This window comes from Mesorhizobium sp. USDA 3734, from assembly GCF_056279665.1.
In genome coordinates this window covers 7,054,478-7,077,070 of sequence record NZ_JBWCCW010000001.1, presented here as the reverse complement: position 1 = coordinate 7,077,070, position 22,593 = coordinate 7,054,478, and the positions used below count along the sequence as shown (strand labels likewise).

The 22,593-nt window shown below is 63.0% G+C and carries 26 protein-coding genes and 1 tRNA gene; 15 read left to right on the top strand and 12 right to left on the bottom strand.

What is annotated here, in order from left to right:
* The first annotated feature begins 6 nt into the window (after positions 1-6).
* A complete protein-coding gene (locus tag ACZ89F_RS33970; protein ID WP_476096600.1) occupies positions 7-600 on the top strand; it encodes a hypothetical protein in 594 nt (197 codons plus the stop codon).
* Positions 601-609: 9 nt separating this feature from the next.
* Here the strand turns inward: ACZ89F_RS33970 and ppa are convergent, their stop codons facing one another.
* The 6 genes from ppa to ACZ89F_RS33940 all read right to left on the bottom strand — a co-directional run bounded on the left by ppa (position 610) and on the right by ACZ89F_RS33940 (position 4,900).
* The gene (ppa, locus tag ACZ89F_RS33965) at positions 610-1,143 is read right to left on the bottom strand and encodes an inorganic diphosphatase (protein WP_195177685.1); all 534 of its coding nucleotides are present in this window, start codon (positions 1,141-1,143) and stop codon (positions 610-612) included.
* 111 nt (positions 1,144-1,254) lie between these two features.
* Positions 1,255-1,761 carry a GNAT family N-acetyltransferase gene (locus tag ACZ89F_RS33960; protein ID WP_056586049.1) on the bottom strand — a complete coding sequence of 169 codons (507 nt, stop codon included), beginning with the start codon at positions 1,759-1,761 and terminating at the stop codon, positions 1,255-1,257.
* A gap of 118 nt (positions 1,762-1,879) precedes the next feature.
* Complete coding sequence (locus tag ACZ89F_RS33955) at positions 1,880-2,518, bottom strand: TPM domain-containing protein (protein WP_476096599.1); 639 nt, start codon at positions 2,516-2,518, stop codon at positions 1,880-1,882.
* Positions 2,519-2,526: 8 nt separating this feature from the next.
* The gene (locus tag ACZ89F_RS33950) at positions 2,527-3,408 is read right to left on the bottom strand and encodes a TPM domain-containing protein (RefSeq protein WP_476096598.1); all 882 of its coding nucleotides are present in this window, start codon (positions 3,406-3,408) and stop codon (positions 2,527-2,529) included.
* 4 nt (positions 3,409-3,412) lie between these two features.
* A complete protein-coding gene (locus tag ACZ89F_RS33945) occupies positions 3,413-4,210 on the bottom strand; it encodes a TPM domain-containing protein (protein ID WP_476097454.1) in 798 nt (265 codons plus the stop codon).
* Positions 4,211-4,261: 51 nt separating this feature from the next.
* Positions 4,262-4,900, bottom strand: coding sequence for a LemA family protein (locus ACZ89F_RS33940; RefSeq protein WP_476096597.1), 639 nt, complete (start codon positions 4,898-4,900; stop codon positions 4,262-4,264).
* A 162-nt stretch (positions 4,901-5,062) separates the two neighbouring features.
* Between ACZ89F_RS33940 and ACZ89F_RS33935 the strand changes: the two genes are divergently transcribed.
* From ACZ89F_RS33935 to ACZ89F_RS33910, 6 genes are all read left to right on the top strand, one after another.
* A complete protein-coding gene (locus ACZ89F_RS33935) occupies positions 5,063-5,314 on the top strand; it encodes a hypothetical protein (protein WP_109665384.1) in 252 nt (83 codons plus the stop codon).
* A 13-nt stretch (positions 5,315-5,327) separates the two neighbouring features.
* Positions 5,328-6,212, top strand: a complete 885-nt coding sequence (gene pdxY, locus ACZ89F_RS33930; RefSeq protein WP_476096596.1) for a pyridoxal kinase PdxY — start codon at positions 5,328-5,330, stop codon at positions 6,210-6,212.
* Positions 6,209-6,979 carry a DUF429 domain-containing protein gene (locus ACZ89F_RS33925; RefSeq protein WP_476096595.1) on the top strand — a complete coding sequence of 257 codons (771 nt, stop codon included), beginning with the start codon at positions 6,209-6,211 and terminating at the stop codon, positions 6,977-6,979. The genes pdxY and ACZ89F_RS33925 overlap by 4 nt, the downstream gene beginning before the upstream one ends.
* 148 nt (positions 6,980-7,127) lie before the next feature.
* The gene (locus ACZ89F_RS33920) at positions 7,128-7,772 is read left to right on the top strand and encodes a carbonic anhydrase (protein ID WP_476096594.1); all 645 of its coding nucleotides are present in this window, start codon (positions 7,128-7,130) and stop codon (positions 7,770-7,772) included.
* Positions 7,769-8,203, top strand: coding sequence for a nuclear transport factor 2 family protein (locus ACZ89F_RS33915; protein ID WP_476096593.1), 435 nt, complete (start codon positions 7,769-7,771; stop codon positions 8,201-8,203). The genes ACZ89F_RS33920 and ACZ89F_RS33915 overlap by 4 nt, the downstream gene beginning before the upstream one ends.
* A gap of 94 nt (positions 8,204-8,297) precedes the next feature.
* Positions 8,298-10,352, top strand: coding sequence for a M3 family metallopeptidase (locus ACZ89F_RS33910; RefSeq protein WP_476096592.1), 2,055 nt, complete (start codon positions 8,298-8,300; stop codon positions 10,350-10,352).
* Between the two features lie 162 nt (positions 10,353-10,514).
* Here the strand turns inward: ACZ89F_RS33910 and ACZ89F_RS33905 are convergent, their stop codons facing one another.
* The 4 genes from ACZ89F_RS33905 to ACZ89F_RS33890 form a co-directional block, all read right to left on the bottom strand.
* Positions 10,515-11,987 carry a M81 family metallopeptidase gene (locus tag ACZ89F_RS33905; protein ID WP_476096591.1) on the bottom strand — a complete coding sequence of 491 codons (1,473 nt, stop codon included), beginning with the start codon at positions 11,985-11,987 and terminating at the stop codon, positions 10,515-10,517.
* Positions 11,988-12,141: 154 nt separating this feature from the next.
* The gene (locus ACZ89F_RS33900) at positions 12,142-12,966 is read right to left on the bottom strand and encodes a carbohydrate ABC transporter permease (RefSeq protein ID WP_013528984.1); all 825 of its coding nucleotides are present in this window, start codon (positions 12,964-12,966) and stop codon (positions 12,142-12,144) included.
* Positions 12,963-13,832, bottom strand: a complete 870-nt coding sequence (locus ACZ89F_RS33895) for a carbohydrate ABC transporter permease (protein WP_352555517.1) — start codon at positions 13,830-13,832, stop codon at positions 12,963-12,965. The genes ACZ89F_RS33900 and ACZ89F_RS33895 overlap by 4 nt, the downstream gene beginning before the upstream one ends.
* Positions 13,833-14,328: 496 nt before the next feature.
* Complete coding sequence (locus tag ACZ89F_RS33890) at positions 14,329-15,561, bottom strand: ABC transporter substrate-binding protein (RefSeq protein ID WP_476096590.1); 1,233 nt, start codon at positions 15,559-15,561, stop codon at positions 14,329-14,331.
* 181 nt (positions 15,562-15,742) lie between these two features.
* Between ACZ89F_RS33890 and ACZ89F_RS33885 the strand changes: the two genes are divergently transcribed.
* The 3 genes from ACZ89F_RS33885 to ACZ89F_RS33875 are packed head-to-tail and all read left to right on the top strand — an operon-like array spanning position 15,743 to position 18,493.
* Positions 15,743-16,531 carry an SDR family oxidoreductase gene (locus tag ACZ89F_RS33885; RefSeq protein ID WP_476096589.1) on the top strand — a complete coding sequence of 263 codons (789 nt, stop codon included), beginning with the start codon at positions 15,743-15,745 and terminating at the stop codon, positions 16,529-16,531.
* A gap of 2 nt (positions 16,532-16,533) precedes the next feature.
* Positions 16,534-17,601: an ABC transporter ATP-binding protein gene (locus ACZ89F_RS33880; protein ID WP_476096588.1), complete on the top strand. Its 1,068-nt coding sequence runs from the start codon at positions 16,534-16,536 to the stop codon at positions 17,599-17,601.
* 10 nt (positions 17,602-17,611) lie between these two features.
* On the top strand, positions 17,612-18,493 hold the full coding sequence (locus ACZ89F_RS33875) for a MurR/RpiR family transcriptional regulator (protein ID WP_476096587.1): 882 nt from the start codon (positions 17,612-17,614) through the stop codon (positions 18,491-18,493).
* An 18-nt stretch (positions 18,494-18,511) separates the two neighbouring features.
* Here ACZ89F_RS33875 and ACZ89F_RS33870 read toward each other — a convergent pair whose 3' ends face one another.
* Positions 18,512-18,829 (bottom strand): DUF167 family protein, encoded by a 318-nt coding sequence (locus ACZ89F_RS33870; protein WP_476096586.1) that lies wholly within the window; start codon positions 18,827-18,829, stop codon positions 18,512-18,514.
* A gap of 12 nt (positions 18,830-18,841) precedes the next feature.
* Positions 18,842-19,132 (bottom strand): YggT family protein, encoded by a 291-nt coding sequence (locus ACZ89F_RS33865; RefSeq protein WP_476096585.1) that lies wholly within the window; start codon positions 19,130-19,132, stop codon positions 18,842-18,844.
* Between the two features lie 160 nt (positions 19,133-19,292).
* Here ACZ89F_RS33865 and ACZ89F_RS33860 point away from each other — a divergent pair.
* The 5 genes from ACZ89F_RS33860 to ACZ89F_RS33840 all read left to right on the top strand — a co-directional run bounded on the left by ACZ89F_RS33860 (position 19,293) and on the right by ACZ89F_RS33840 (position 22,523).
* Positions 19,293-19,368: transfer RNA gene (locus tag ACZ89F_RS33860), tRNA-Ala, on the top strand.
* Between the two features lie 336 nt (positions 19,369-19,704).
* The gene (locus ACZ89F_RS33855) at positions 19,705-20,454 is read left to right on the top strand and encodes an XRE family transcriptional regulator (protein ID WP_476096584.1); all 750 of its coding nucleotides are present in this window, start codon (positions 19,705-19,707) and stop codon (positions 20,452-20,454) included.
* 433 nt (positions 20,455-20,887) lie between these two features.
* On the top strand, positions 20,888-21,946 hold the full coding sequence (locus ACZ89F_RS33850; protein WP_476096583.1) for a SagB/ThcOx family dehydrogenase: 1,059 nt from the start codon (positions 20,888-20,890) through the stop codon (positions 21,944-21,946).
* Positions 21,947-22,003: 57 nt separating this feature from the next.
* Complete coding sequence (locus ACZ89F_RS33845; RefSeq protein ID WP_476096582.1) at positions 22,004-22,258, top strand: hypothetical protein; 255 nt, start codon at positions 22,004-22,006, stop codon at positions 22,256-22,258.
* 4 nt (positions 22,259-22,262) lie between these two features.
* On the top strand, positions 22,263-22,523 hold the full coding sequence (locus ACZ89F_RS33840) for a hypothetical protein (protein WP_476096581.1): 261 nt from the start codon (positions 22,263-22,265) through the stop codon (positions 22,521-22,523).
* Positions 22,524-22,593: the final 70 nt, after the last annotated feature.

Sequence of the window (22,593 nt, the reverse complement as noted above, 5' to 3'; positions counted from 1 at the left end):
CCCGCGATGCGCAGCCTGCTGATTCCGCTCACCCTCGCCGGCTTCTGCCAGGCTGCACATGCCGATGGCATTGCCAGCGCCTACACCGATCTCGACTCGAAGAAGGACTGCGTGACCTATGCGCAGGCCGAGGAAGGCGACGGCGACTGGGCCGAGCTCGCCTGTTCGGGCTATCGCGGTTACCCCGTGCTGATCGCCTATGACGACGCTCGTGAATCGCTGTTCTACGGTTTTCCGCCCGGCGGTGACATGACGACGGTCTGGGAGAGCTTTTCCGGCTTCAATTCGTCCGGAGCCAAGATCGAATGGCGCATCGAGACCAAAGGCGACAAGGCCGTGCCGTTTGCCGCCATCCATCGCCGCTCGATCAGCAACCCGGACGACGAAAAAAAACCGACCGAGGTGCTGCTGGTCGCCAAGGTCGGCCAGATGGATGCGCGCGACGGCTGCACGGTCGGCCTGGTGCTGGCCACCGGCAATCCCGCCGCCAACGATCAGGCGCGCAAGCTTGCCGACGACAAGGCACGAACCTTCGCCTGCGGCAAGGACAGGCACACCGTCATCGGCAACGTGCCGGCTTTCGGCCGGGTCGATAACTGACCGGTCCGGCTACTTGCTCGCCTTGGCCCGCGCGATCGCGTCGACGATCATCTTCTTGGCATATTTGGAATCGTGCCAGCCTTCGATCTTGACCCATTTGCCGGGTTCGAGATCCTTGTAGTGCTCGAAGAAGTGCTGCACCTGCTGGCGGGTGATGTCGGGCAGCTGGGTGTATTCGGTGACGTTTTCGTAGCGCAGCGTCAGCTTCGGTGACGGCACGGCGATCACCTTCTCGTCCTGGCCGGCATTGTCTTCCATCACAAGCACGCCGATCGGCCTGACATTGATGACGCAGCCGGGCACCAGCGCGCGCGTGTTGCAGACCAGCACGTCGATCGGATCGCCGTCACCCGACAGCGTGTGCGGCACGAAGCCGTAATTGCCGGGGTAGCGCATCGAGGTGTGCAGGAAGCGGTCGACGAACAGCGTGCCGGCCTCCTTGTCCATCTCGTACTTGATCGGCTCGCCGCCGATCGGCACCTCGATGATGACGTTGATGTCCTCAGGCGGATTCTTTCCGATGGCTATGGCTTCGATGCGCATGGCTTTGTCCCTCTTTGATGGGAGATCGATAGCGGGCGGCGCGCCATGGTGCAATGCGGCGAATGGTGCTGGGTACGATCGAAAGACGCGGGTGACCGAAAGGCCGGGCCGTCATTCCCAGACGAAAGCGACCTTCTTAAGCGCCTTTTGCTCGAAGATCTCGACGCCCTCGGCGACATCGCGGCCGCCGGCGCCGGCGTAGAAGGCAAGCGCGTTCTGGTTGTCTTCAAGCGCCCAGACCACCATGCCTTTCAGCCCGTGATCGGCCAGACGCGCCCTGGCTGCCGCGAACAGCCGGCTGCCGAGCCCGATGCCCTGATATTCCGGGCGCAGGTACAATTCGTAGATTTCGCCTTGCTGGCGCAGTTCGCGGGCGCGGTTCTTGCCGATCGTCGCATAGCCGGCGATCTTGCCGCCGATTTCGACCACCAGAACGGTGGCGGCGCGGCGAATCGCGTTCGCCCACCAGTCGGCGCCGCGACGGTTGATCATCGATGTCAGCGTACGGTGCGGAATGATGCCGGAATAGGCGCCGCGCCAGGCCTCCAGGTGCACCTCCGCGATGGCACTGGCATCGCGCGGGTCGGCTTTCCGGATGTCGATCGTCAGCGTATTCATGATTTGTTAACCATAAACCCGCATCGGCCGATTGCAAGAGTCCGGGCGGCCCGCCGGCCGCTTTATCACAGGCGATCACAGCCTCGGTGAGAGGCCTTCGACGCCTCTGCGGAAAGGCTCAAATCTCTACGAGATGATCGTCGAGTTCGTTGCTGTCGCCAGCCGTGACCGGGAAATGCTCGGCCAGCACCGCGCCCACCTGCTCGATCGCCTTGACGAAGCCGTCGGCGAGCCGATCGTCGCCGGCATGGGCGGTCAGATCGCGCACGACACCATCCCAGACATGCTGGCCGACCTTGGCATCAATGCCCGAGTCGGCGACCACTTCGGCATAGTGCTCGGCAATCGAGACGAAGACCAGCACACCGGTGCGCACCGTGGTGCGATGGACGTTGCGGGCGAGGAACTGCTTGATCGCATTGGCGTGCGCCGCCTGATAGCACAGCCGCCTTGGCACCAGATGGATGCGCAGGCCGGGCAGCACCCACAGCAACACCAGCACGCAGGCCAGCGCCAGCAGCTGGGCGAGGACGAAATGCGGCAGACGGATCGACAGCCACCAGGCCTCCAGCCCATAGCCGACGGCCAGGCTGACGATCAGCATGCCCACGGTCGCCATGAAGGCGGCCGGGAAGAAATAACCGTCGCTGGCATGCGCCACGACGCAGTAGATCTCGCCGTCGGTTTTCTCCTCGGCGGCGCGGATCGCGGTGGCGATGCGCTCATGATCCTGCGGGCTGATTGGTCGTGTTGCCATGATCTGTCTCACCAGCTTCCTGAAGAACCGCCACCACCCGATGAGCCACCGCCACCGGAAAACCCGCCACCGCTGCTTGACCCCGAAGACCAGCCGCCACCGGAGCTTCCCGACGACCAGCCGCTGCCTGACGACGAACCCGTTGTCCAGCCACTGCTGCCTGACCTGCTCGGCCCGCGGCCGTAGCGAAATGTCATGCCCAGCCATTTGTACACGCCCGGCGACAGCTTTGTGCCGAACATCGGCGGCAGGAATGCCATCGCCATCCCGCCGAAGAACATCGTCGCCCACAGGATCAGGAACACGGCGACGATTGGGTCGATGGACGTGCTGTCATCGGCGGGATTGCGCTTGCCCCGCGCTTCCAGTTCTTCCGGATTGCCCTCCAGCACCATGACCATGTCGTCGACGGCCTTGCTGATGCCGCCGGAAAAGTCCCCGGCGCGGAAGGCCGGCACCATGTCGTTTTCAATGATCAGCTTGGTGTGCAGGTCGGTCAGCGTGCCTTCCAGACCGTAGCCGACCTCGATGCGCATCTTGCGGTCGTTCTTCGCCACAAGCAGAAGCACGCCGTTGTTTTCGCCGGCCTGGCCGAGCTTCCAGAAGCGGAACAGCCGGTTGGCGTAGGGCTCGATCTCTTCGCCATCGAGGCTGGGAATCGTCGCGACGACGATCTGGTCGGAGCCTTTCGTCTCGAAGTCGGCAAGCTTCTGCGTCAGCGCCGCTTTGGTCGCCGCGTCGATGATGCCGGCATTGTCGACGACACGGCCCGTCAGCGCCGGCAGGTCGGCGGCAAAAGCCGAGAAGCAGGAGAACAGCACGGCCACAGCCGTCAGCACAACCGAGGCGAAGCGGCCGGGTCTCGACAGGTTGATGGTGCTGATCGTCATGCCGTCACCAGCTTCCCGAAGAGCCGCCGCCGCCGGACGAACCGCCGCCGCCGGAAAAGCCGCCACCACCGCCCCCCGAAGACCATCCGCCGCCGGAGCTTCCCGACGACCAGCCGCCACCGGAGGATCGGCGGCTTGGCTCGAAGGTCATGCCGAGCCAGCGATAGCGGCCGGGACCGAGCTTCTGGCCGAAGATCGGCGGCAGGACGGAGACCGCGATGCTGCCGAAGAAGATGATCGCCCAGATGCTGATGAAGACGGCGAAGAACAGGTCGTCGGAATTGAACGGCGCCTGCTGGTTGCGCTCGCCGCGCGCCTCCAGTTCCTCCGGATTGCCTTCCAGCACCATGATCATATCGTCGACGGCCTTGCTGATGCCGCCGGAGAAATCGCCGGCGCGGAAGGCTGGCACCATGTCGTTTTCGATGATCAGCTTGGTGTGCAGGTCGGTCAGCGTGCCCTCAAGCCCGTAACCGACCTCGATGCGCATCTTGCGGTCGTTCGGGGCCACCAGCAGCAGGACGCCGTTGTTTTCCTTCGCCTGGCCGAGCTTCCAGAAGCGGAACAGGCGGTTGGCATAAGGCTCGATCTCCTCGCCATCGAGGCTGGGGATCGTCGCGACGACGATCTGGTCGGAGCCTTTTGTCTCGAAATCGGCAAGCTTCTGCGTCAGCGCCGCCTTGGTCGCCGCATCGATGATGCCGGCATTGTCGACGACACGGCCGGTCAGCGCCGGAAGATCGGCGGCGAAGGCCGAGAACGGCAGCACAAGGATGAGGAGTACGACGGCAACAAGACGAATGACGCGTCGCCCCTCATCGGCCTGCAAGATCACGACGTTTGGCTCCGACGATCACCCGCCCTGCTTGGTGCCGAAATCGACCTTCGGCGGCTGCATCTTGTCTTCATCGACGGTGAAATTGGCGAAGGGCTCGTTGCTGCGGAACCAGAATGTCGCCCACAGCACCGACGGGAACGTCTTAAGCGTCAGATTGTAGTCCCTGACCGCCTGGATGTAGTCGCGCCGCGCCACCGCGATGCGGTTCTCGGTGCCTTCGAGCTGCGCCTGCAGCGCCAGGAAATTCTGGTTGGCCTTGAGGTCGGGATAGGCTTCCGAGACCGCGATCAGCCGCGACAGCGCGCTGGTCAACCCTGCCTGGGCATCCTGGAACTTCTTGAGGGCTTCAGGATCCTTCAGCGTTTCCGGCGTCACCGTGATCTGGGTGGCCTTGGCACGGGCTTCGACCACCGCGTCGAGCGTGTCCTTTTCGTGCGAGGCATAGCCCTTCACCGTCTCGACCAGGTTGGGAATGAGGTCGGCGCGGCGCTGATACTGGTTCAGCACCTCGCTCCATGCCGCCTTGGCGTTTTCCTCCGCCGTCGGAATGGTGTTGTAGCCGCAGCCGGCCAGCAGCGGCAGCATGATCGCCATCATCAGGAAGGCAGGCAGCGTGCGGAACATGGACGGTGAGGCAAGGCGCTCGGCAAACATGATGGGGTCCCTCGGTAGAAGTTGCATGCGAAGCATTACCACAATCAGCGCGCAAGAAAACCGCCCGACCGGCAGCCGTTGCCTGGCACGCTGGATGCCCTTGCAAGGCCCTGTGATTGGCTGAGCGAACGCGATAAGGTTCGATCTAAACGGGACATCATCATGGCGGAGCGCCAGGACAGCGACAAGGAATCGCGCCGTATCCTCGAGCGCGTTGCGCGCGAGACGGATCCGGCCGGCAACTCGTTCGTGGCGCGGGCCACGAAAGGCCTGCACGATCACGTCACCGCGGCCGATGCCGATCGTGCCGATCCGATCGAAGTCTGGGGCACCCGCATTGGCCGGACACTCGGCCTGCTGCTGGCGCTGGGCCTGATGGTCTGGCTCGTGCTTTACGTCATCCGGGGCAGTTAGGAATCAAGCAACAATGAGCGCCGAACAAACCGACGCGCCGCGTGCGGTCATCGTCATTTCCAGCCATGTCGCACGCGGCTCGGTCGGCAACCGTGCCGCCGTCTTTGCGCTGGAGACGCTGGGCTTTCCGGTCTGGGCGGTGCCGACGGTCATCCTGCCCTGGCATCCCGGCCATGGGCGCGCGACGCGCATCGTGCCGCCGCTCGACCAGTTCAAGGCACTGATGGCCGATCTCGAGCGCGCGCCATGGCTGGGTGAGGTCGGCGCCGTGCTGTCCGGCTATCTCGGCGAGGCCGGCCAGGCCGAGGCCGTCGCCTCGCTGGTCGCCGCGGTGAAGGCAAGGACGCCTGATGCGGTCTATATCTGCGATCCGGTGATGGGTGATTCGGGCGGCCTCTATGTGCCCGAACCGACCGCCATCGCCATGCGCGACCGGTTGATGCCGATCGCCGACATCGCCACCCCCAACCGCTACGAACTGGAGTGGATGGCCGGCGCTCCCTTGCCCGACCTGAAATCGGTGATCGCGGCCGCACTCCATGCCGGGCCATCGACCATGCTGGTCACCTCGGCGCCGTCGATGATATCAGGCGGCACCGGCAATCTCCTGCTCGACGGCAGCCAGGCGCTGCTTGCCGAGCACCGCCTGATCGACAAGCCGCCGAATGGCCTGGGCGACCTGACGGCGGCCGTCTACCTGGCACGCATCCTGTCGGGCCAGCCAGCAATCAAGGCGCTGCAGTCGACCACGGCGGCGGTCTACGAGATCCTGGCGCGCACCGCCAAGCGCGGTGGTGACGAATTGCAGCTCGAAACCGATGCGCCGAGCCTGTCGCACCCGATGGCGATGGTCCAGCTGCGCCACCTCACGCATCCGGGGCGGGACCGCCGGGCGTGACATCGGCTGAGATCGTGCTTGTCGGCGTCGACGGCTGCAAGGCCGGCTGGATTGCCGTGCGGCGCGCTTCCGGTTCGACACCCTCCGTTGCTGTCTTTGCCAGCTTCGCCGCCCTGCTTGCGGCACTCCCCGATGACGCAGTTGTTGCCGTCGACATGCCGATCGGCCTGCCCGAGTTTTCGAGCAAAGGCGGGCGCGGCCCGGAAGCGCTGGTGCGACCTTTGCTTGGGGTACGCCAGTCCAGCGTCTTTTCGATCCCGTCCCGCGCCGCGCTCTATGCCGACACCAACGACTTCACCACCGTCGAAGCCTGGTATGCCGCGCACATCAGGGCAAGCGAAGTGGCCAAAACGACATCCGACCCGCCGCGTGGCGTTTCGATCCAGGCGTTCGGCATTTTTGCCAAGATCCGCGAGATCGACGCACTGCTGATCGCGCGACCCGATCTGCGCGGCCGTGTGTTCGAATCGCATCCGGAGGTCGCCTTCTGCCGGCTGAACGGCGACCACGCCATGCAATTGCCGAAGAAGATCAAGGGCAGCATCAATCCGGCCGGCATGGCGGAACGCAAGGCACTGCTCCGCCGGCATGGCTACGAGAAGGCCTTTCTCGACCAGCCGCCGCCGCGCGGTGCCGCCGCCGATGATTTCCTTGACGCAGCCGCAATGATGCTGATCGCCGGCCGCATCGCCAGCGGCGAGGCACGGCCGTTACCCGACCCGCCGGGTCGCGACGGTTTTGGCATTCCCATTGCCATCTGGGCGTAACCGTTTTGGCCAAGGCTGCGCCTGGTGCATAGCATTTATAGCCAGCCCCCATAATTCTGCATTGCTCGCGACGGGCTTTTACAGTTAGAGCCTCTTTTGACCGCAACGAGCTGCCGCCTCCAACCCGGAAAGGCTCCAGACGCCGCCCATGTCCCATCTCCCAGACCACCTTCTCGCCGGCTACCGCAATTTCATGAACGGCCGCTATCTCACCGAGAGCGGACGTTATCGCGAGCTTGCCCGCGAAGGTCAGGCGCCGGAGACGATGATCGTCGCCTGCTGCGATTCCCGTTCGGCGCCCGAGGCGATCTTCGATGCAGGACCGGGCGAACTCTTCGTGCTGCGCAATGTCGGCAATCTGGTGCCGCCTTATGCACCTGACGGCGAGTTCCATTCGACCTCGGCGGCGCTTGAATTCGCCGTGCAGAGCCTTAAGGTCAAGAACATCGTCGTCATGGGCCATGGCCGCTGTGGCGGCATCCGCGCCGCGCTCGACACCAATTCCGCACCGCTGTCGCCCGGCGACTTCATCGGCAAGTGGATGAGCCTGATCGCGCCAGCGGCCGAAACCGTGTCCTCCAGCACCTTCATGACGGCGACGGAGCGGCAGACCGCGCTGGAGCGCATCTCGATCCGCTATTCCATCGCCAACCTCCGGACCTTTCCCTGCGTCTCGATCCTCGAAGGCAAGGGGCGGCTGTCGCTGCACGGCGCCTGGTTCGACATTTCGACCGGGGAACTCTGGACGATGAACAAGGAGACTGGCGATTTCGAACGGCCGGAGCTGGGATGAACGCGGCGGCGCGCAAGGTGGTGAGTATCCGGTCGATCGTTTTTACGGCTGCCGTGCTGCTGATAGCGATCATTGCCGCCCGCGCCGATGACCGCGCCCTCATCAGCCGCTGGTATTCGGCGCTGCTGGTCGCCGACCGCACCGAACTGTCCGACCTGCTCTCCGATGATGTCCGCATCAAGCTGGACGACCTCGGCATTGTGCAAAGCAAGCAGGAATTCATCGCTTCGATCGACGAATGGAAGGGGGCGGTTGCCGGTGCGGCAATCCGGCACCGGATCGAGAAGAGCGAAGGCGGCGTCACCACGGTGGTCGCCTGTTACGATTTCCCCAACAACGACATGCTGATGCAGGAAACCTTCGCAGTATCCGACAACCACATCACCGCCAGTTCGCAAGCAGCGATCGCCGAGAATTGCGACGGGTTCTGAGGCGGATATCGGCCAACTGCGATATTGCGGGTCCGCCGGCCGCGCCCTACATCGGTAGCGACCCACCCCTGCCTTCTCCAGCGAAAGACTGTCCATGCCTTCCACAAAAGCCGTCGACCTCGCCGCCCATCCGCTGACCGCGTGGCAAGGGCCGCTCGGCCTACCCGATTTTGCCAGCATTGGCGACGGCGACTTCTCCCCGGTCTTCGACGCGGCGCTGAAGGCGCATGAGGCCGAGATCGAGGCGATCGCCGGCAACAAGGACACACCGACCATCGAGAACACGCTTGCCGCGCTGGAACTCGGCGGCGAAGCACTCGATCGTGTCTCGTCGATCTTCTGGTGCCGCGCCGGCGCCTACACCAATGACACGATCCAGGCGCTGGAGCGCGACATCTCGCCGAAAATGTCCAGGCATTTCTCGGCGATTTCGATGAATGAGAGGCTGTTTGCCCGCATCGACGATCTCTACCAGCGCCGTGAGAGCCTGAAGCTCGACGCCGAGACCCTGCGGGTGCTGGAAAAGACCTGGAAGGGCTTTGTCCGATCCGGCGCCAAACTCGACGCCAACGGCAAGAAGCGGCTGGCCAATATCAGCGAGGAATTGTCTTCGCTCGGCACCAGCTTTGGCCAGAATGTGCTGGCCGACGAGAGCGACTGGGCGCTGTTCCTCGACGAGGCCGACCTTGCCGGTCTGCCCGATTTCCTGAAAAGCTCAATGGCCGAAGCCGCCGAGATACGCGGCCAGAAAGGCCGCTATGCCGTGACCCTGTCGCGCTCGATCTATGAGCCGTTCTCGACCTTCTCCGAACGCCGCGACCTGCGCGAGGTCGCCTTCCGCGCCTTCACCATGCGCGGCCAGAATGGCGGCGCCACCGACAACACATCCGTGGTGCGCGATATGCTGCGCCTGCGCGCCGAGAAGGCCAAACTTCTCGGCTACGCCTCCTTCGCCGCGCTGAAGCTCGACGACACCATGGCCAAGACACCGAAGGCGGTGCACGCGCTGCTTGATCCGGTCTGGGAGAAGGCGCTGGAGAAGGCAGCCTCCGACCAGGCCGACCTGCAGCGGCTGGCGACGGAAGCGGGCAGCAATGAAAAGTTCGCCGCCTGGGACTGGCGCTTCTACCAGGAGAAACTGCGCGCGGAAAAGTTCGCCTTCGACGAAGCCGAACTGAAACCCTATTTGCAACTCGACCGGATCATCGACGCCTGCTTCGATGTGGCGACACGGCTGTTCGGCGTCACCTTCGAGGAGAAAAAGGGCATTGCCGCCTGGCACCCAGACGCGCGCGTCTTCGTGGTGAAGAATGCCGACGGCAGCGAACGCGGGCTATTCCTTTCCGACTATTTCGCGCGGCCGTCAAAGCGCTCGGGCGCCTGGATGAGCGCGCTGCAATCCGGCTATAGGCTCGGCCACGGCTCGAAACCGGTGATCTACAACATCATGAACTTCGCCAAGCCGCCGGTGGGCGAGCCGGCTCTGCTGTCGGTCGACGAAGCGAAGACGCTGTTCCACGAGTTCGGCCATGCGCTGCACGGCATGCTGACCGACGTCACCTGGCCGTCGGTAGCGGGCACCTCGGTCAGCCGCGATTTCGTCGAACTGCCCTCGCAGCTCTACGAGCATTGGCTGACCGTGCCGGCGGTGCTGGAAAAGCACGCTTTGCATGTGAAGACCGGCAAGCCGATGCCTAAGGCGCTGCTCGACAAGATGCTGGCCGCGCGGACTTTTGGCGCTGGCTTTGCAACGGTAGAATTCACCGCCTCTGCCTTGATCGACATGGCCTACCATGCCCGGCCGGACGCACCGGAAGCGCCGCTTCGTTTCGAGGCCGAAACGCTTGCGAAGCTGCACATGCCAGACACCATCGCCATGCGCCACCGCACCCCGCATTTCGGCCATGTCTTTTCCGGCGACGGCTATTCGGCCGGCTATTATTCCTACATGTGGTCGGAAGTGCTCGACGCCGATGCCTTCGCCGCTTTCGAGGAAACCGGCGACCCCTTCAACCCGGCGCTCGCCGAGCGGCTGAGGAAGAACATCTATGCCGCCGGCGGCTCGAAAGACCCGGAAGAACTCTACACGGCGTTTCGTGGCAAGATGCCGTCGCCCGAAGCGATGATGGCCAAGCGCGGGCTGGTGTAGCGCTGACAATCTCCCCCCTCGAGGGGGAGATGGCCGCAAAGCGGCCAGAGGGGGTCGGTCCGACCGGACTCGACCTCCTGCGGCAGAAGGAAGTTGGCGCTCCACGCGAGAGGACCCCCTCTGTCGCCTTCGGCGACATCTCCCCCTCGAGGGGGGAGATTATCACTTCCAGGGATCCGCCACCCTTGGCCACACCGGCCGCGTCAGCTTGGTGTAGTTGGTCACCGCCGGATTGCTGGGATACGAACTCGGCGCCGAGACATAGATGATCTCGGCGGCGATCGGCTCGAAGCCGGCGTAGAAATGATTGGTCGACTTGATCAGCAGCATGTCCTTGGCCAGCGGATCGACGCCGATGTTGGAGAAGATATCCGGCTCGAAGGTCTGCGTGCGATTGGTGTTGAGGATGATGTCGACCTCGGTGCCTTCGAGACGGACCAGCGCCGTCGGCCCAAGCGTCACCCGGCTTGGCCCGAAACTTTGCCAACCCTCAGGGACCGCCTTCAGCACGCGCACGCGCGCGTCGATCGGCTCGCCGGCCTGCGGCCCGGCCTTGCCGCCGAAGCGCAGGTCGATGACCGCGCCCTCGCCCGCCGCCAGGCAGAAGGTGACGGCGATCGGATCCCAGATCGTCGCCACGCCGAATTTGTCCAGGCCACGCGCCAGCATCTGGCGCAGCACGAAGGTGCCGTCGCCGGGGACACCGCCGCCGGGATTGTCCCAGATGTCGGCGATGACCACCGGCTTGCCCGGATTCTTGGCGCGCACGGCCAAGGCGCGGTCGATGCCGTCGGCGGCGCTCAGCATCGTCATCGCCGTCTTTTCGCGCAGCGCGTAGAGTTCCCGCCCCAGCCGTTCCGCCAGCGCATCGCCCTTGGCCTTGTCATTGTCGGTTACGACCAGGATACGCGTGCCCATCTCGGGCACGTCGGCCGCCATGAAGCCATGAATGACCGAGACCGACAGCACGCCGTCCTTGCCGTGCAACGCCTTGATGCGATCGACGAAGGATCGCATCGGTTCGCGGCTGGTCGGCAGCACCTGGATCATGCGGCAATCGAAGGTCGAGATGACCGGCTTGATCTCACCACGCGCCGCGGCGAGGCCAAGCGCGACGACATGCTCGCCGCGCTCGTAGAAATCGGTGTGCGGAAATTCGAGAAAGTAGGCGAGGATGTCAGAGGCCGCCACGCGCTTCGGTGTCAGATGGCTGTGCGGATCGAGTTCCACCGCGATCACCACCTCCGGCCCGACCATTGCGCGAACGCGTTCGAGCAGGTCGCCTTCGCAATCGTCATAGCCTTGCGCCACCATCGCGCCATGCAGGCCGAGGATGACAGCATCGACTGGCAGCGCTGCCTTGAGCTGGCCGAGAATCTCGTCGCGCAGCGCCTCATAGGTCTGCCGTTGCACCAGACCGCCGGGCTCCGCCCAGGTGGCGGTGCCCTCGATGACATCGAGGCCTTCGGCCACTGCCCGCCGGCGCAAGGCAACCATCGGCGAGGAGCACAGCGTCGGTGTTTCCGGATGCTTGCCCGGCCCGGCATAGAACGCCATCTCGAACGAGGCCCGGTCGGTCGGCACCGGCGAGAAGGTGTTGGTTTCCGTCGCCAGCGAGGCGGTGAAAATACGCATGTCTTGAATCCGCTTCGTCAGTATCTGGCCGTTTCGGCAAGCCATTTAGACGAAATGCCCGGCCGTGGCGATTGCGGCACAAGCGACGATACGGCAGTGCGCGACATTGGAAGCCTCCCTATCCTTGTTGTTCTTGGCGGCGCATTGGCCGCTGTTATTTGACGGCTCCCAACGCCAGGCCTCTGACGAGATAGCGCTGCAGCCAGATGAACAGGATGGCCACCGGCAAGGTCGCCAGCAGCGTCGCCGCCATGACGTGATGCCATTCGATGGTGTAGCGGCCGGCGACCAGCGAGAACACCTGGATCGGCAGCGTGTAGCTTTCCTGGCTGCGCAGCATGGTGAGCGCCACGACGAATTCGTTCCAGGCGTTGATGAAGGTGAAGATCGCGGTCACCGCGATCGCCGGCAGGCAGAGCGGCAGGAACACCTTGCGCAAGGTCAGCCAGCGACCGGCGCCTTCCATCCAGGCCGCCTCCTCGAGATCGCGCGGAATGGTGTCGAAATAGCTCTGCAGCATCCACACCGTGAAGGCGACGTTGAAGGCCATGTAGATGAAGCCCAGCGCCGTGGTGCTTTCGACCAGGCCCCAGGCGGCCATCAGCCGGAACAGGCCGAGCACCAGCACGATCGGCGAGATCATCTGCGAGATCAGCAGGAACTGGCGCAAGGCGCCGTAGCCGGCAAAGCGGAAGCGCGACATCGCATAGGCCGCCGGAACCGAGATCAGGATGGCGCCGACAGTGGCGATCACAGACACGTAGAGCGAGTTGAGCAGCGCCTGGCCGAAGCCGGTCGCCACCCACATGTCGGAAAAATTCGACCAGCGGAATTCGCTCGGCCACCAGGTCGGCGACAGCACTTCCTGCCTCGGCTTGACCGCGGTCAGGAACATCACGGCGAAGGGAAAGAGCGTCACCACGATCAGCGGCGCCAGCAAAAGCCAGGCAATGATCGAACGCTTGAGCTTGCTCGTCATGCGCGTTGCTCCCGCATCGCCAGCCGCACATAGATCATGGTGAAGACCAGCAATATGGCGAACATCACCAGCGACACCGCCGATGCTTCGCCGAGTTTGCCGATGCGGAAGGCCAGCTTGTAGAGATGGGTGACCAGGATATCGGTCGAGTTGGCAGGCCCGCCTTGCGTCATCACCCAGATGATCGGGAAGGAATTGAAGACGTAGATGGTGTTGAGCACGATGGCGATGTTGATGAACGGCTTTAGCAGCGGAAAGGTGATTTCACGGAACTGCTGCAGCGGCGTCGCCCCCTCGAGCGCCGCCGCCTCGTAGAGGTCGTCGGGGATCGACGACAGCCCGCCAAGGAAGATCGTCGTCGTGAACGGCACCGTCACCAGGATGCCGATCAGCACCTGCATCGGGAAGGCGGTCTCGGCGCTCGCCAGCCACTGGATGTTGTGGTCGATGAGACCGAGGCCGATCAGCGCCGAGTTCAGCATGCCGCTTTCGCCGCTCAGCGCCCAGCGCCAGACCACCGCGGTCATGGTCAGCGACACCGCCCAGGGCAGCATGATGATGACGCGGGCAATACCCCGGCCATAGAAATCGGTGTTGAGGATCATCGCGACCGGGACAGACAAAAGTAGTGCGCCGCCGACGACCATCACGGTCCACTGGCCGGTGCGCCAGAGCGCGGCCATGAAATCGGGATCGGCAGCAAGTGCCCCAAAATTGGCAAAGTCGTTGAAGTCGCGAAGCTGGCCGAAGCGGCTGACGTCATGCGTCGAGATCTGGATCAGGTCCCAAACCGGCCAGAAGATGACGACCGCCGCCAGGAACAGGCTGGGCAAGGTCAGGAGATAGGGCAAGAAACGATTTTGCATCGGCTGGCTTTGTACCGTGTTGCGGGTGGAGATTGGATTGCACTGGCTTAACAGATTGACTTGATCCCGCCTCGTTCTTCTCAAGGCACCGCTTCAGGATTCCTTGCAACAGTCGGCGCTGCCCCCCACCTGCTGCCCGTCCTCCGCAGCAGTTGTGGAAGGGGGCCCTTCCTCTCCCCCGTCGATCGGGGGAGAGGTGTCGAGCGAAGCTCGACGGAGTGGGGGTCGACCCTTGGGCGCAAGGCGAGGCGATGCTTGCGCCTAGTGCCCCTCCTATGTCCGTTCGCGGCGGTTGCCAGGTGGTTCCCCCACTCCGTCTCAGCTTCGCCGAGCCACCTCTCCCCCCTCCGGAGGGAGAGGAAAGGAGCCTGGCTGGGGTGGCGCTGACATCGACGAACTATCTTTCTGCTCAAGTCGGAAAGATGTGGCGCGCCCCGCCTGAGTCTGGGGCGCGCCACGGGCGCAGGGAGATACGCCCTATTTCTTGAGCACCGCCCTATTTCTTCAGCACCGCGTTGGCCTTGGCGGCTGCGTCTTTCAAGCCTGCCTCGGGATCGCCGCCGAGATAGATCTTCTGCATGGCATCCGACGTGATCTGGGCGACCTCCTCCCAGCCGGGGATGACCGGCGCGAAGCGGGCGTCGGGCAGCAGCGCGGTGAACGCGGCCAGATCGGCATTGTTGACGTAGTAATCCATCTTGGCTTCTTCCTTGTTCACCGGCAGGAAGCCTTCGCCCTGCGTGAACTTGGCGCGCTGTTCCGTGGTGAACAGGAAGTCGAGCAGCTTCCAGGCCTCGTCCTTGTTCTTGGAGTTCTTGAACATGATGATGGAATCGGTCACGCCATAAGTGCCGCGCGCGCCGGTCGGTCCGGCGGGAATGGCCGCCACGCCGTATTTCAGCTTCGGCGCCTCGTCCTTGATCTGGTTGGACAGGAAGGGTGCCGTGATCATCATGCCGACCTTGCCCTGCTTGAACAGGTTCTGCACATCCTCGCGATTGTTGGACGTGACGCCCGGCTCGGTGAGGCCTTCATCGATCATCGACTTGTAGAGCTTGGCGGCTTCGAGCGCGCCGGGCGTGCCAAGGCCGGAGGTGCCATCCTTGTTGAGGATTTCGGTGCCCTGGGACCACATCGCATAGTAGTAGTAGACGTCGGTCTCGATCTCCTTGCCCTGCAGGCCGAAACCGAACGTGCCGGACCCCAGTGCCTTGATCTTGCGTGCATCTTCCTGCAGCTCGGTCCAGGTTTCCGGCGGCTTGGCGATGCCGGCCTTCTCGAACAGCTCCTTGTTGTAGTACATGGCGCGCGCCGAGGCCGCGATCGGCAGGCCGTAGGTCTTGCCGTCCATGATCGAGGGCGACAGGAAGGTGTCGATGAAGCGGTCCTTGAAGTCGGGCTTGATGTAGCTGTCGAGCGGCTCGGCGACATCCTGCTGGACAAAGTCGATCAACCAGCGCGTGCCGATGATCGACAGATCGGCATTGGTGCCGGCGGTGATGTCGGTGGTCAGCTTCTGCAGCAGCACATCCCACGGCACCACTTCGAACTTGACGGTGATGCCGGGGTTGGCGGCCTCGAATTCCTTCTTGACGTCGGCGAAATAGGGAGCAGTCTTGGCACTGTATTCGGCGACGGTGACGCGCACCTCGCCAGCATCCGCCTGCGCCGCGATTGCCAGCATGCTCATTCCGGCCATCAGGCCGACAGTCCATTTTGCAAGGCTCATTTGATCTCTCCCATTTTGATTTTGCGCCTGCGCGCCTCTTCGTTGCCGGAGCAGAAGATTTATGTGACTTTCCTACATTATCGATGATTTGAAGGCTTGCAAGCAGATTATTCTGTTGCTTAATTACATTTACTGCCCTAGGCGTTACACGATCTGTCAGACTTCCGGAGGATGACGCACGGTGGTTTCGCAAGCCAAGTTCGAAGGCAGGGCCGAATTCGAAGGCAAGACGGTCGTGGTGACGGGCGCCGGCGGCGGCCTCGGCACGGCCATCGTGGCGCTGATGGCGCAAAGGGGCGCCAGGGTCATCGGCTGCGACCAGTCAAGCGAAGCGTTGAAGAGCCCGCACCTTGCCTCCCGCCACGTCTTCGACCTTCTCGACAAGGCGGCGATAGCGGCGGCGATCGCCGCGATCCTCGACCGGGATGGCGTGCCCGACATTCTCATCAACAATGCCGGCTGGACGCGCGCCGAGACGATTTCGGCGCTCAGTCCCGACACAATAGAGCAAGAACTCGACCTCAACCTGACCGGCGTGATGAATTTCGCCGATCCGCTGGTCAAGGCGATGGCCGGCCGAGGCTCCGGCAGCGTCGTCTTCATCTCGTCGGTCAACGCCATCGCGCATTTCGGCAATCCCGCCTATGCCGCGGCCAAGGCCGGCATCAACGCCTATGCCAAGGCGATCGCCGTCGAACTCGGCCGCAGCGGCCTGCGCGCCAATGTCGTCTGCCCCGGATCGATCCGTACCGCCGCCTGGGACCACCGCCTTGCCAAGGATCCCGAAATCCTCGGCAAGCTGCAGCGGCTCTATCCGCTCGGCCGTATCGTCAACGCTTCGGAAGTGGCGGAAGCCGTCGCCTTCCTTGCGTCCGATCGCGCATCTGGAATAACAGGCGTGGTGATGCCGGTGGACGCGGGGCTGACCGCCGGTTGCCTGCCCTTCATCGACGACATTCTGGGAGCGTGAGCATGACCGACGTCGAGTTTCGCGACCTGTCGAAATCCTTCGGGCAGCACAAGATCCTCGAGAACATCAGCCTCGATATCAAGAGCGGCGAGTTCGTCGTTCTGGTCGGCCCGTCCGGCTGCGGCAAGTCGACTTTGCTGCGCATGCTGGCCGGGCTGGAGACGATCACCTCCGGCGACCTGCTGATCGGCGGCGTGCGCGCCAACGCGCTGCCGCCGCAGCAGCGCAACATTGCCATGGTGTTCCAGTCCTATGCGCTGTTTCCGCATCTGAAGGCAGCGGACAATATCGGCTTTGGCCCGAAGATACGCGGCGAGGCGCGCGAGGCGGTGGACGCGAAGGTCAAGAAGGCGTCCGGCGTCCTCAATCTCTTCTCCTATCTCGACCGCTACCCCCGCCAGCTGTCCGGCGGCCAGCGCCAGCGCGTCGCCATGGGCCGCGCCATCGTGCGCGAGCCATCGGTGTTCCTGTTCGACGAGCCACTGTCCAACCTCGACGCGCAATTGCGCGTGCAGATGCGCGTCGAGATCAAGGCGCTGCACCAGCGGCTGAAATCGACGATCGTCTATGTCACCCACGACCAGATCGAAGCCATGACCATGGCCGACCGCATCGTGGTGATGGACCGAGGCAGGATCCAGCAGGTCGGGGCACCGCTGGAACTCTATGACAGGCCGGCCAACAAGTTCGTCGCCTCCTTCCTCGGCTCCCCGTCGATGAGCTTTGTGTCGGGTTCTCTCAAGACGACAGCTGAGAAAAGCTGGTTCGAGTCGGGCGGTGGCGGCCGACTTGCGCTTGCCGGCAAACAGGTGCCGGCCGGCAGCGTGGTGGAGGCCGGCATCCGGCCCGAGCACTTTGTCATCGGCGAGGCTGTCGATGCGATGGCGATCAAGGTGGATGTCGTCGAGCCGACCGGCTCCGAAACGCATGTCTATGGCGCCATCGGCACCGATACGGTGCGCGCCGTGTTCCGCGACAGGGTGCCGGTCAGGCCGGGCGACCTTCTTCCGGTGACCGTCGACCCCCGCAACATCCATCTGTTCGACAAGGCGACGGGCCTGCCGCTATGAAAATATCAGCATGAAGACGCCGGCCGACATCATCACGCGCCTGCAGCTGATACTGCAGGACGGAACGAAGTCGGATCGCAAGCTGGCCGGCTTCGTCCTGGCCGACCTCGACTTCGTCTCCAAGGCGGCGATTTCGGAAATAGCCGCGCGCGTCGGTGTCAGCGAACCGACGGTGACGCGGTTCTGCCGCAACCTCGGTTGCGAAGGCCTGCGCGACTTCAAATTCTACCTGGCGCAGGCCATCGCCATCGGTGGCCAGTATCTGTCGCCGGAGCCGTTGAGCCGCGATGCCCGCGAACAGCGCATCGCTTCCGCCATCACCGAAGCGGCGGTATCGGCCATCCAGCGCGCCAGCGAAAACCTCGACATGACGACGCTGGTCGCCGTCGCCGCGCGCATCGCCGTCTCGGGCAATGTGCTGTGCATCGGTTCCGGCGGCATTTCCTCGATGATGGCGACCGAAATGCAGAACCGGCTGTTCAGGCTGGGCGTGTCGGTGCTGGCGCAGATCGACGGACAACTGCAGCGCATGTACGCCGCCGTCGCCACGCCCGATACCACGCTGATCGCTTTCTCTGTCTCCGGCTATGCGCGATCGGTCATCGATGCGGTCCAGGTCGCCCAGCAATATGGCGCCACCACAATCGCCATCACCCCGCCGGACTCGGCACTCGCCAAGGTCGCCGACACGGTTATCCATTTCCAGTCGCTGGAAGACGGCAACATCTACAAGCCGACATCGTCGCGCTATGCGCTGCTGTCGATCGTCGACATGATCGTCACCTCGGTCGCCGAGACGCGCGGACCAAGGGTTCTGGAAAATCTGCGCCGCATCAAGCAGAGCGTGAACACGTTGAAAGTCGACGATCCCCGTCTGCCGCTGGGGGATTGAACCTCATACCGAAGGCCGTCAGGACTGGTGGCCGAGCCCCTCGATGCTTCTCGCCAACATCGCCGGATCGCCTGAAATGCGCACGGTCTTCAGCCGGGCGGTGCCGCCGGCGACAACCGAGACGGCAGACCCCGGCACACCCAGCGCCTTGGCGATCAGCTTTTCGAGGGCATGATTGGCGGCGCCGTTTTCCGGCACGGCGCGGACGCGGGCCTTGAGGTGGCTTCGCCCGTCCGCTGTCGTCTCAACGCCTTCGAGCCTGTCCAGCGCAGCCTTTGGCGTCAGCCGGACAAACAGGTCGGCGCCGTTCTCGCGCAGGCGAAACGGCGTGCTCATACTGTATCCTTCTCACAGGACCAGAGGTGCAACCGTGGTGAGCAGGAACTGCCGCAGGAAGAACAGGATCAGAAGCAGGATGATGGGCGAGATGTCGATGCCGCCAAGGTCCGGCATGAAGCGGCGGATCGGCCGCAGCGCCGGCTCGGTCAGCCGGTAGAGCATGTTGCCGATACTGCCGACAAACTGGTTTTTCGAATTGACGACGTTGAAGGCGTACAGCCAGGAGAAGATCGCCGATGCGATGATGATCCACCAGTAGAGGTCAAGCGCCATGACGATTGTCTGAATGAGGGCGAGCATGCCGGTCTCCAATTGTTGCCGACATGTAGCCATTGCACGCGAAACCGGCAAGGGCCGCCTTCCTTCCACGCTGGACTGACACGCAGCGGCAGCGGATTTCGGCAAAACGCCGCCTTGACAGGAAACCGCGGCGCCCGATAAATGCGCCCATCCGCTGGACGGGGCTGTAGCTCAGCTGGGAGAGCGCGTCGTTCGCAATGACGAGGTCAGGAGTTCGATCCTCCTCAGCTCCACCAGCGGAATAATCGATCTTCTACTCTCCACGACAAGAGAAAAGCACGACCCTCGTCCTGGCATACCTGCGGCGATATTTGTTGTGCCAAGGCGCCCTCGAAAGCCGCACGCGATACTGCGCCTCCGTCTCGCGATATCTGACGAAACTGTTGTCAATTGGACTTACGCGGAAGCTGCTCACGGATTGTTTGCGTTCTTTTTGAAAGCCGCCCCATTAGATTGGCGCTACCAAATCAGTTTTTTCTGTGCGTTGTGACAAGGGCGTTTCGGCGGGGGCGACCGAAGACGCTATATAGTTTTTGAGTCGAAATGAAAAATCCGCCTGCGGAAGCAAAGACGTGTCAATTCGCGAGAATCTCGCTGCAAACCTCAGACGACTCTGCAAGGACCATGCCTCCGTAAGCGCGGTATGCCGCGAACTCGGGATCAACCGCACGCAGTTCGAACGCTACCTGCAAGCACAGACGGTTCCGAACAAGGCCACCGCCAAGCTGATATGCGCCTACTTCCGGATCGACGAAGCTGAACTGTACCGGGATCCCGGTGTCCCCGAACCCAGGGTGCGCGGCCTGCCGCCAGTGTCCGAGAGTTTGTTCAACCAGATGATTCGCCCGCCCAGTCCATCGATCGCGGGGGGCACCTATTTCACCTATTTTTCGATTCCGGCCCGGCCCGACCTCTTGATGCGATCGGTAACCTTCGTGCGGCGAGAAGCCGAGCTGGTCACCTTCAGAAGGGTCACCGGATGGTCGGAACGCCGGGGATCGACATGGGCGCGGGCGCGCGGCAACCACTATGGGGTGGCGATCTCGCGCCTGAACTGGATCTATTTCAGCGGCATCAATCGTCGCCAGACCGGCGAGCCTTCGCTGATTTCCGTGCAATGGGCGCCCATCTCCGAACCGGTGCTGACAGGCAAGGCCATGCTTCTGACGGAGGCCGGGCCGGCATTCGTGTCCGTCATCATGCGGCGCGACATGGCCAACATTCGCCCAAGGGACGCCATCAGCATGGCGCATGTCATCCGGCTCGACGATCCGAGCGTCGATCAACTGGTGGTCAGCCTCACCCGGGACGGGCTGGGCTAATCCCTTCGATCGCCGGGGCTTACGCTAAATAAGAATAAGCATATACCGAAAAAGCGTATGCTAACGATTGTCTACTCTGTATCTGAATAAAATCGATATTTTACACTTTAGTGTCAGGAAAGATAATTCATCCACCCGTCTTTGGCGTGCGGATTTACTACAATTTTAACATACCATTAACTCTTTCGACCTTACCTTTCTTGCCGTGGATCCCGTTTGGGGGGTCTTTCAACGGATCCCGATGGGGGTCAGGAAAGGGATGAAAATGGCCAAGAAAGTGACCACCGCTCCGAAGCTGACGATTGCCGCCGGCACGCAGACCGTCTTCTTTTCGCAGGGCATGCACTACAACAAGCGCTGAAGCCGTTCTGCGCCGGCGAGCGGTTCGCTTGTCGGCGCTCCGGCTCCGCACATGGCATTCAGCATCATGAAAATGCGCTCTTCAAAAACGCTTGTTTTCTACCCCGGATCGAACAAGGTCACGGCCTGCAACTTCCTGACCCGAAGCGTGTTTGAATGCAGCCCGGAGATGGTCGGCCTTCTTGCATCGTGGGACAAATGGGCGTCGACGGCGGATATCGCCCGTGCCCATGGGTGGTCGAAGTCCGAGCTGAAGGCTGTCGTTCCCCAATTGCTCGATTTTTCCGCCCTGGTGACCGCCGGATCGCCGCTCGCCGAGCAGGAGGAGCAGTTTTCCGGACAATGGAGCTGGGGCCTTCCGACCGCGTTGATGCATTTCTGCGTCCAGGACAGCGCATACATGACCATCGAGCAAGCGGAAGAACGGCAGATCGAACGCGCCGGCCACACGCCGCAGCCGGACCTGGTGCTGAAGAACTCCGCCGGCGCAATTCAGCTGCCGAACGCACTGGAAGACAATGAACTTCTCGCCCTGATGGCGCGCCGCCGCACCAACCGCACGGCGGCTCGGCCCACAATCACAGCCAAACAACTTTCCGATTGCCTGTTCGCAGGGCTCGGCATCACCGGCGAGACCGCCAACTGCGTTGGCGCCCTGCCGCTTGGCATGACCCCATCCGGCGGCGCGAGAAATCCCTATGAGGCCTATGTCGTCGCGCTCGGCGTCGACGGCCTCGAGCCCGGCGTCTACCACTATTCCGCCACCGATCACGACCTTGGCAGGATTTCCGCAAACCATCTGCCCAAGATCTCCGAACTGGTCGGCGGGCAGGAATGGGCTGATACCATGCCGTGCCTTGTCCTGCTTTGCGCGAAGCTCGATCGCACGATGTGGAAATACGAGGACGCCAACGCCTATCGTGTCGTGCTGATCGAGGCCGGCCATATCGGCCAGAACATCATGCTGGCGGCGACAAATCATGGCCTGTCGGCATGCCCGACGGCGGCGCTCAGTCATTTGGCGATCAAGCGTCTGCTCGGCCTCGATCGCCTCACCGACGCGCCCATCTATGCCTTGACCCTCTCGGCCCCTGAACCAGGCCCGCCTTCGGTGGGGCAATCTATCAATTAGTCGGCTCACTATGTTCAGTAACGCGTTCCCTAGGTTCAACAGAGACAGGAGCAGCACGTGCCAAATCAATCCCTACGTCAGTCGGAAATCGATAGTCTTCAATATATTTCGTCGATGACCAATGAGCTTGTGCGGATGGCCGAAGCAAGCCGTTTTCCCATGATCTCCTATCTGCTGGGCATGGCCTATGCAGAAGCTTTCGACGTGCTTCGCGGCGCACGGCCGGCCAGGCATGCGCAGCTCAGCGGCAACCCTCTGCACCCCAAGGCGCAGGCAAAAGACAATCGTGTTGCCCAGCCGCGGAGAGCGTAGCGGCATGCAATCGTCCGCCGCATGCGCGGGGGCAGGCTCGACCTGCCGGCCAAACCGCTGGGAGACGCTATGCGCGTTGCAAAACCTGCTGCCGCTGCTGAAAAAAGCCGCCACGGATCTGGACCGCGCCGACATGGTCTATTGGTTCGAACAGGCCGATGCCGAGGTCGCCAACATCATCAGGGGCCATCCCTCCGATGCGGCCGCCATCCCGGCCTTGATCGCATCCTGCCCGCAGAACCGGCACCCGGTCGCTCAAGCCTAGCCGGTTCAGCACCATGGAGCCCGCTCTAATCATTTGCTTTCAAGCAATTCCAGACGGGAAGCCGTTGCGT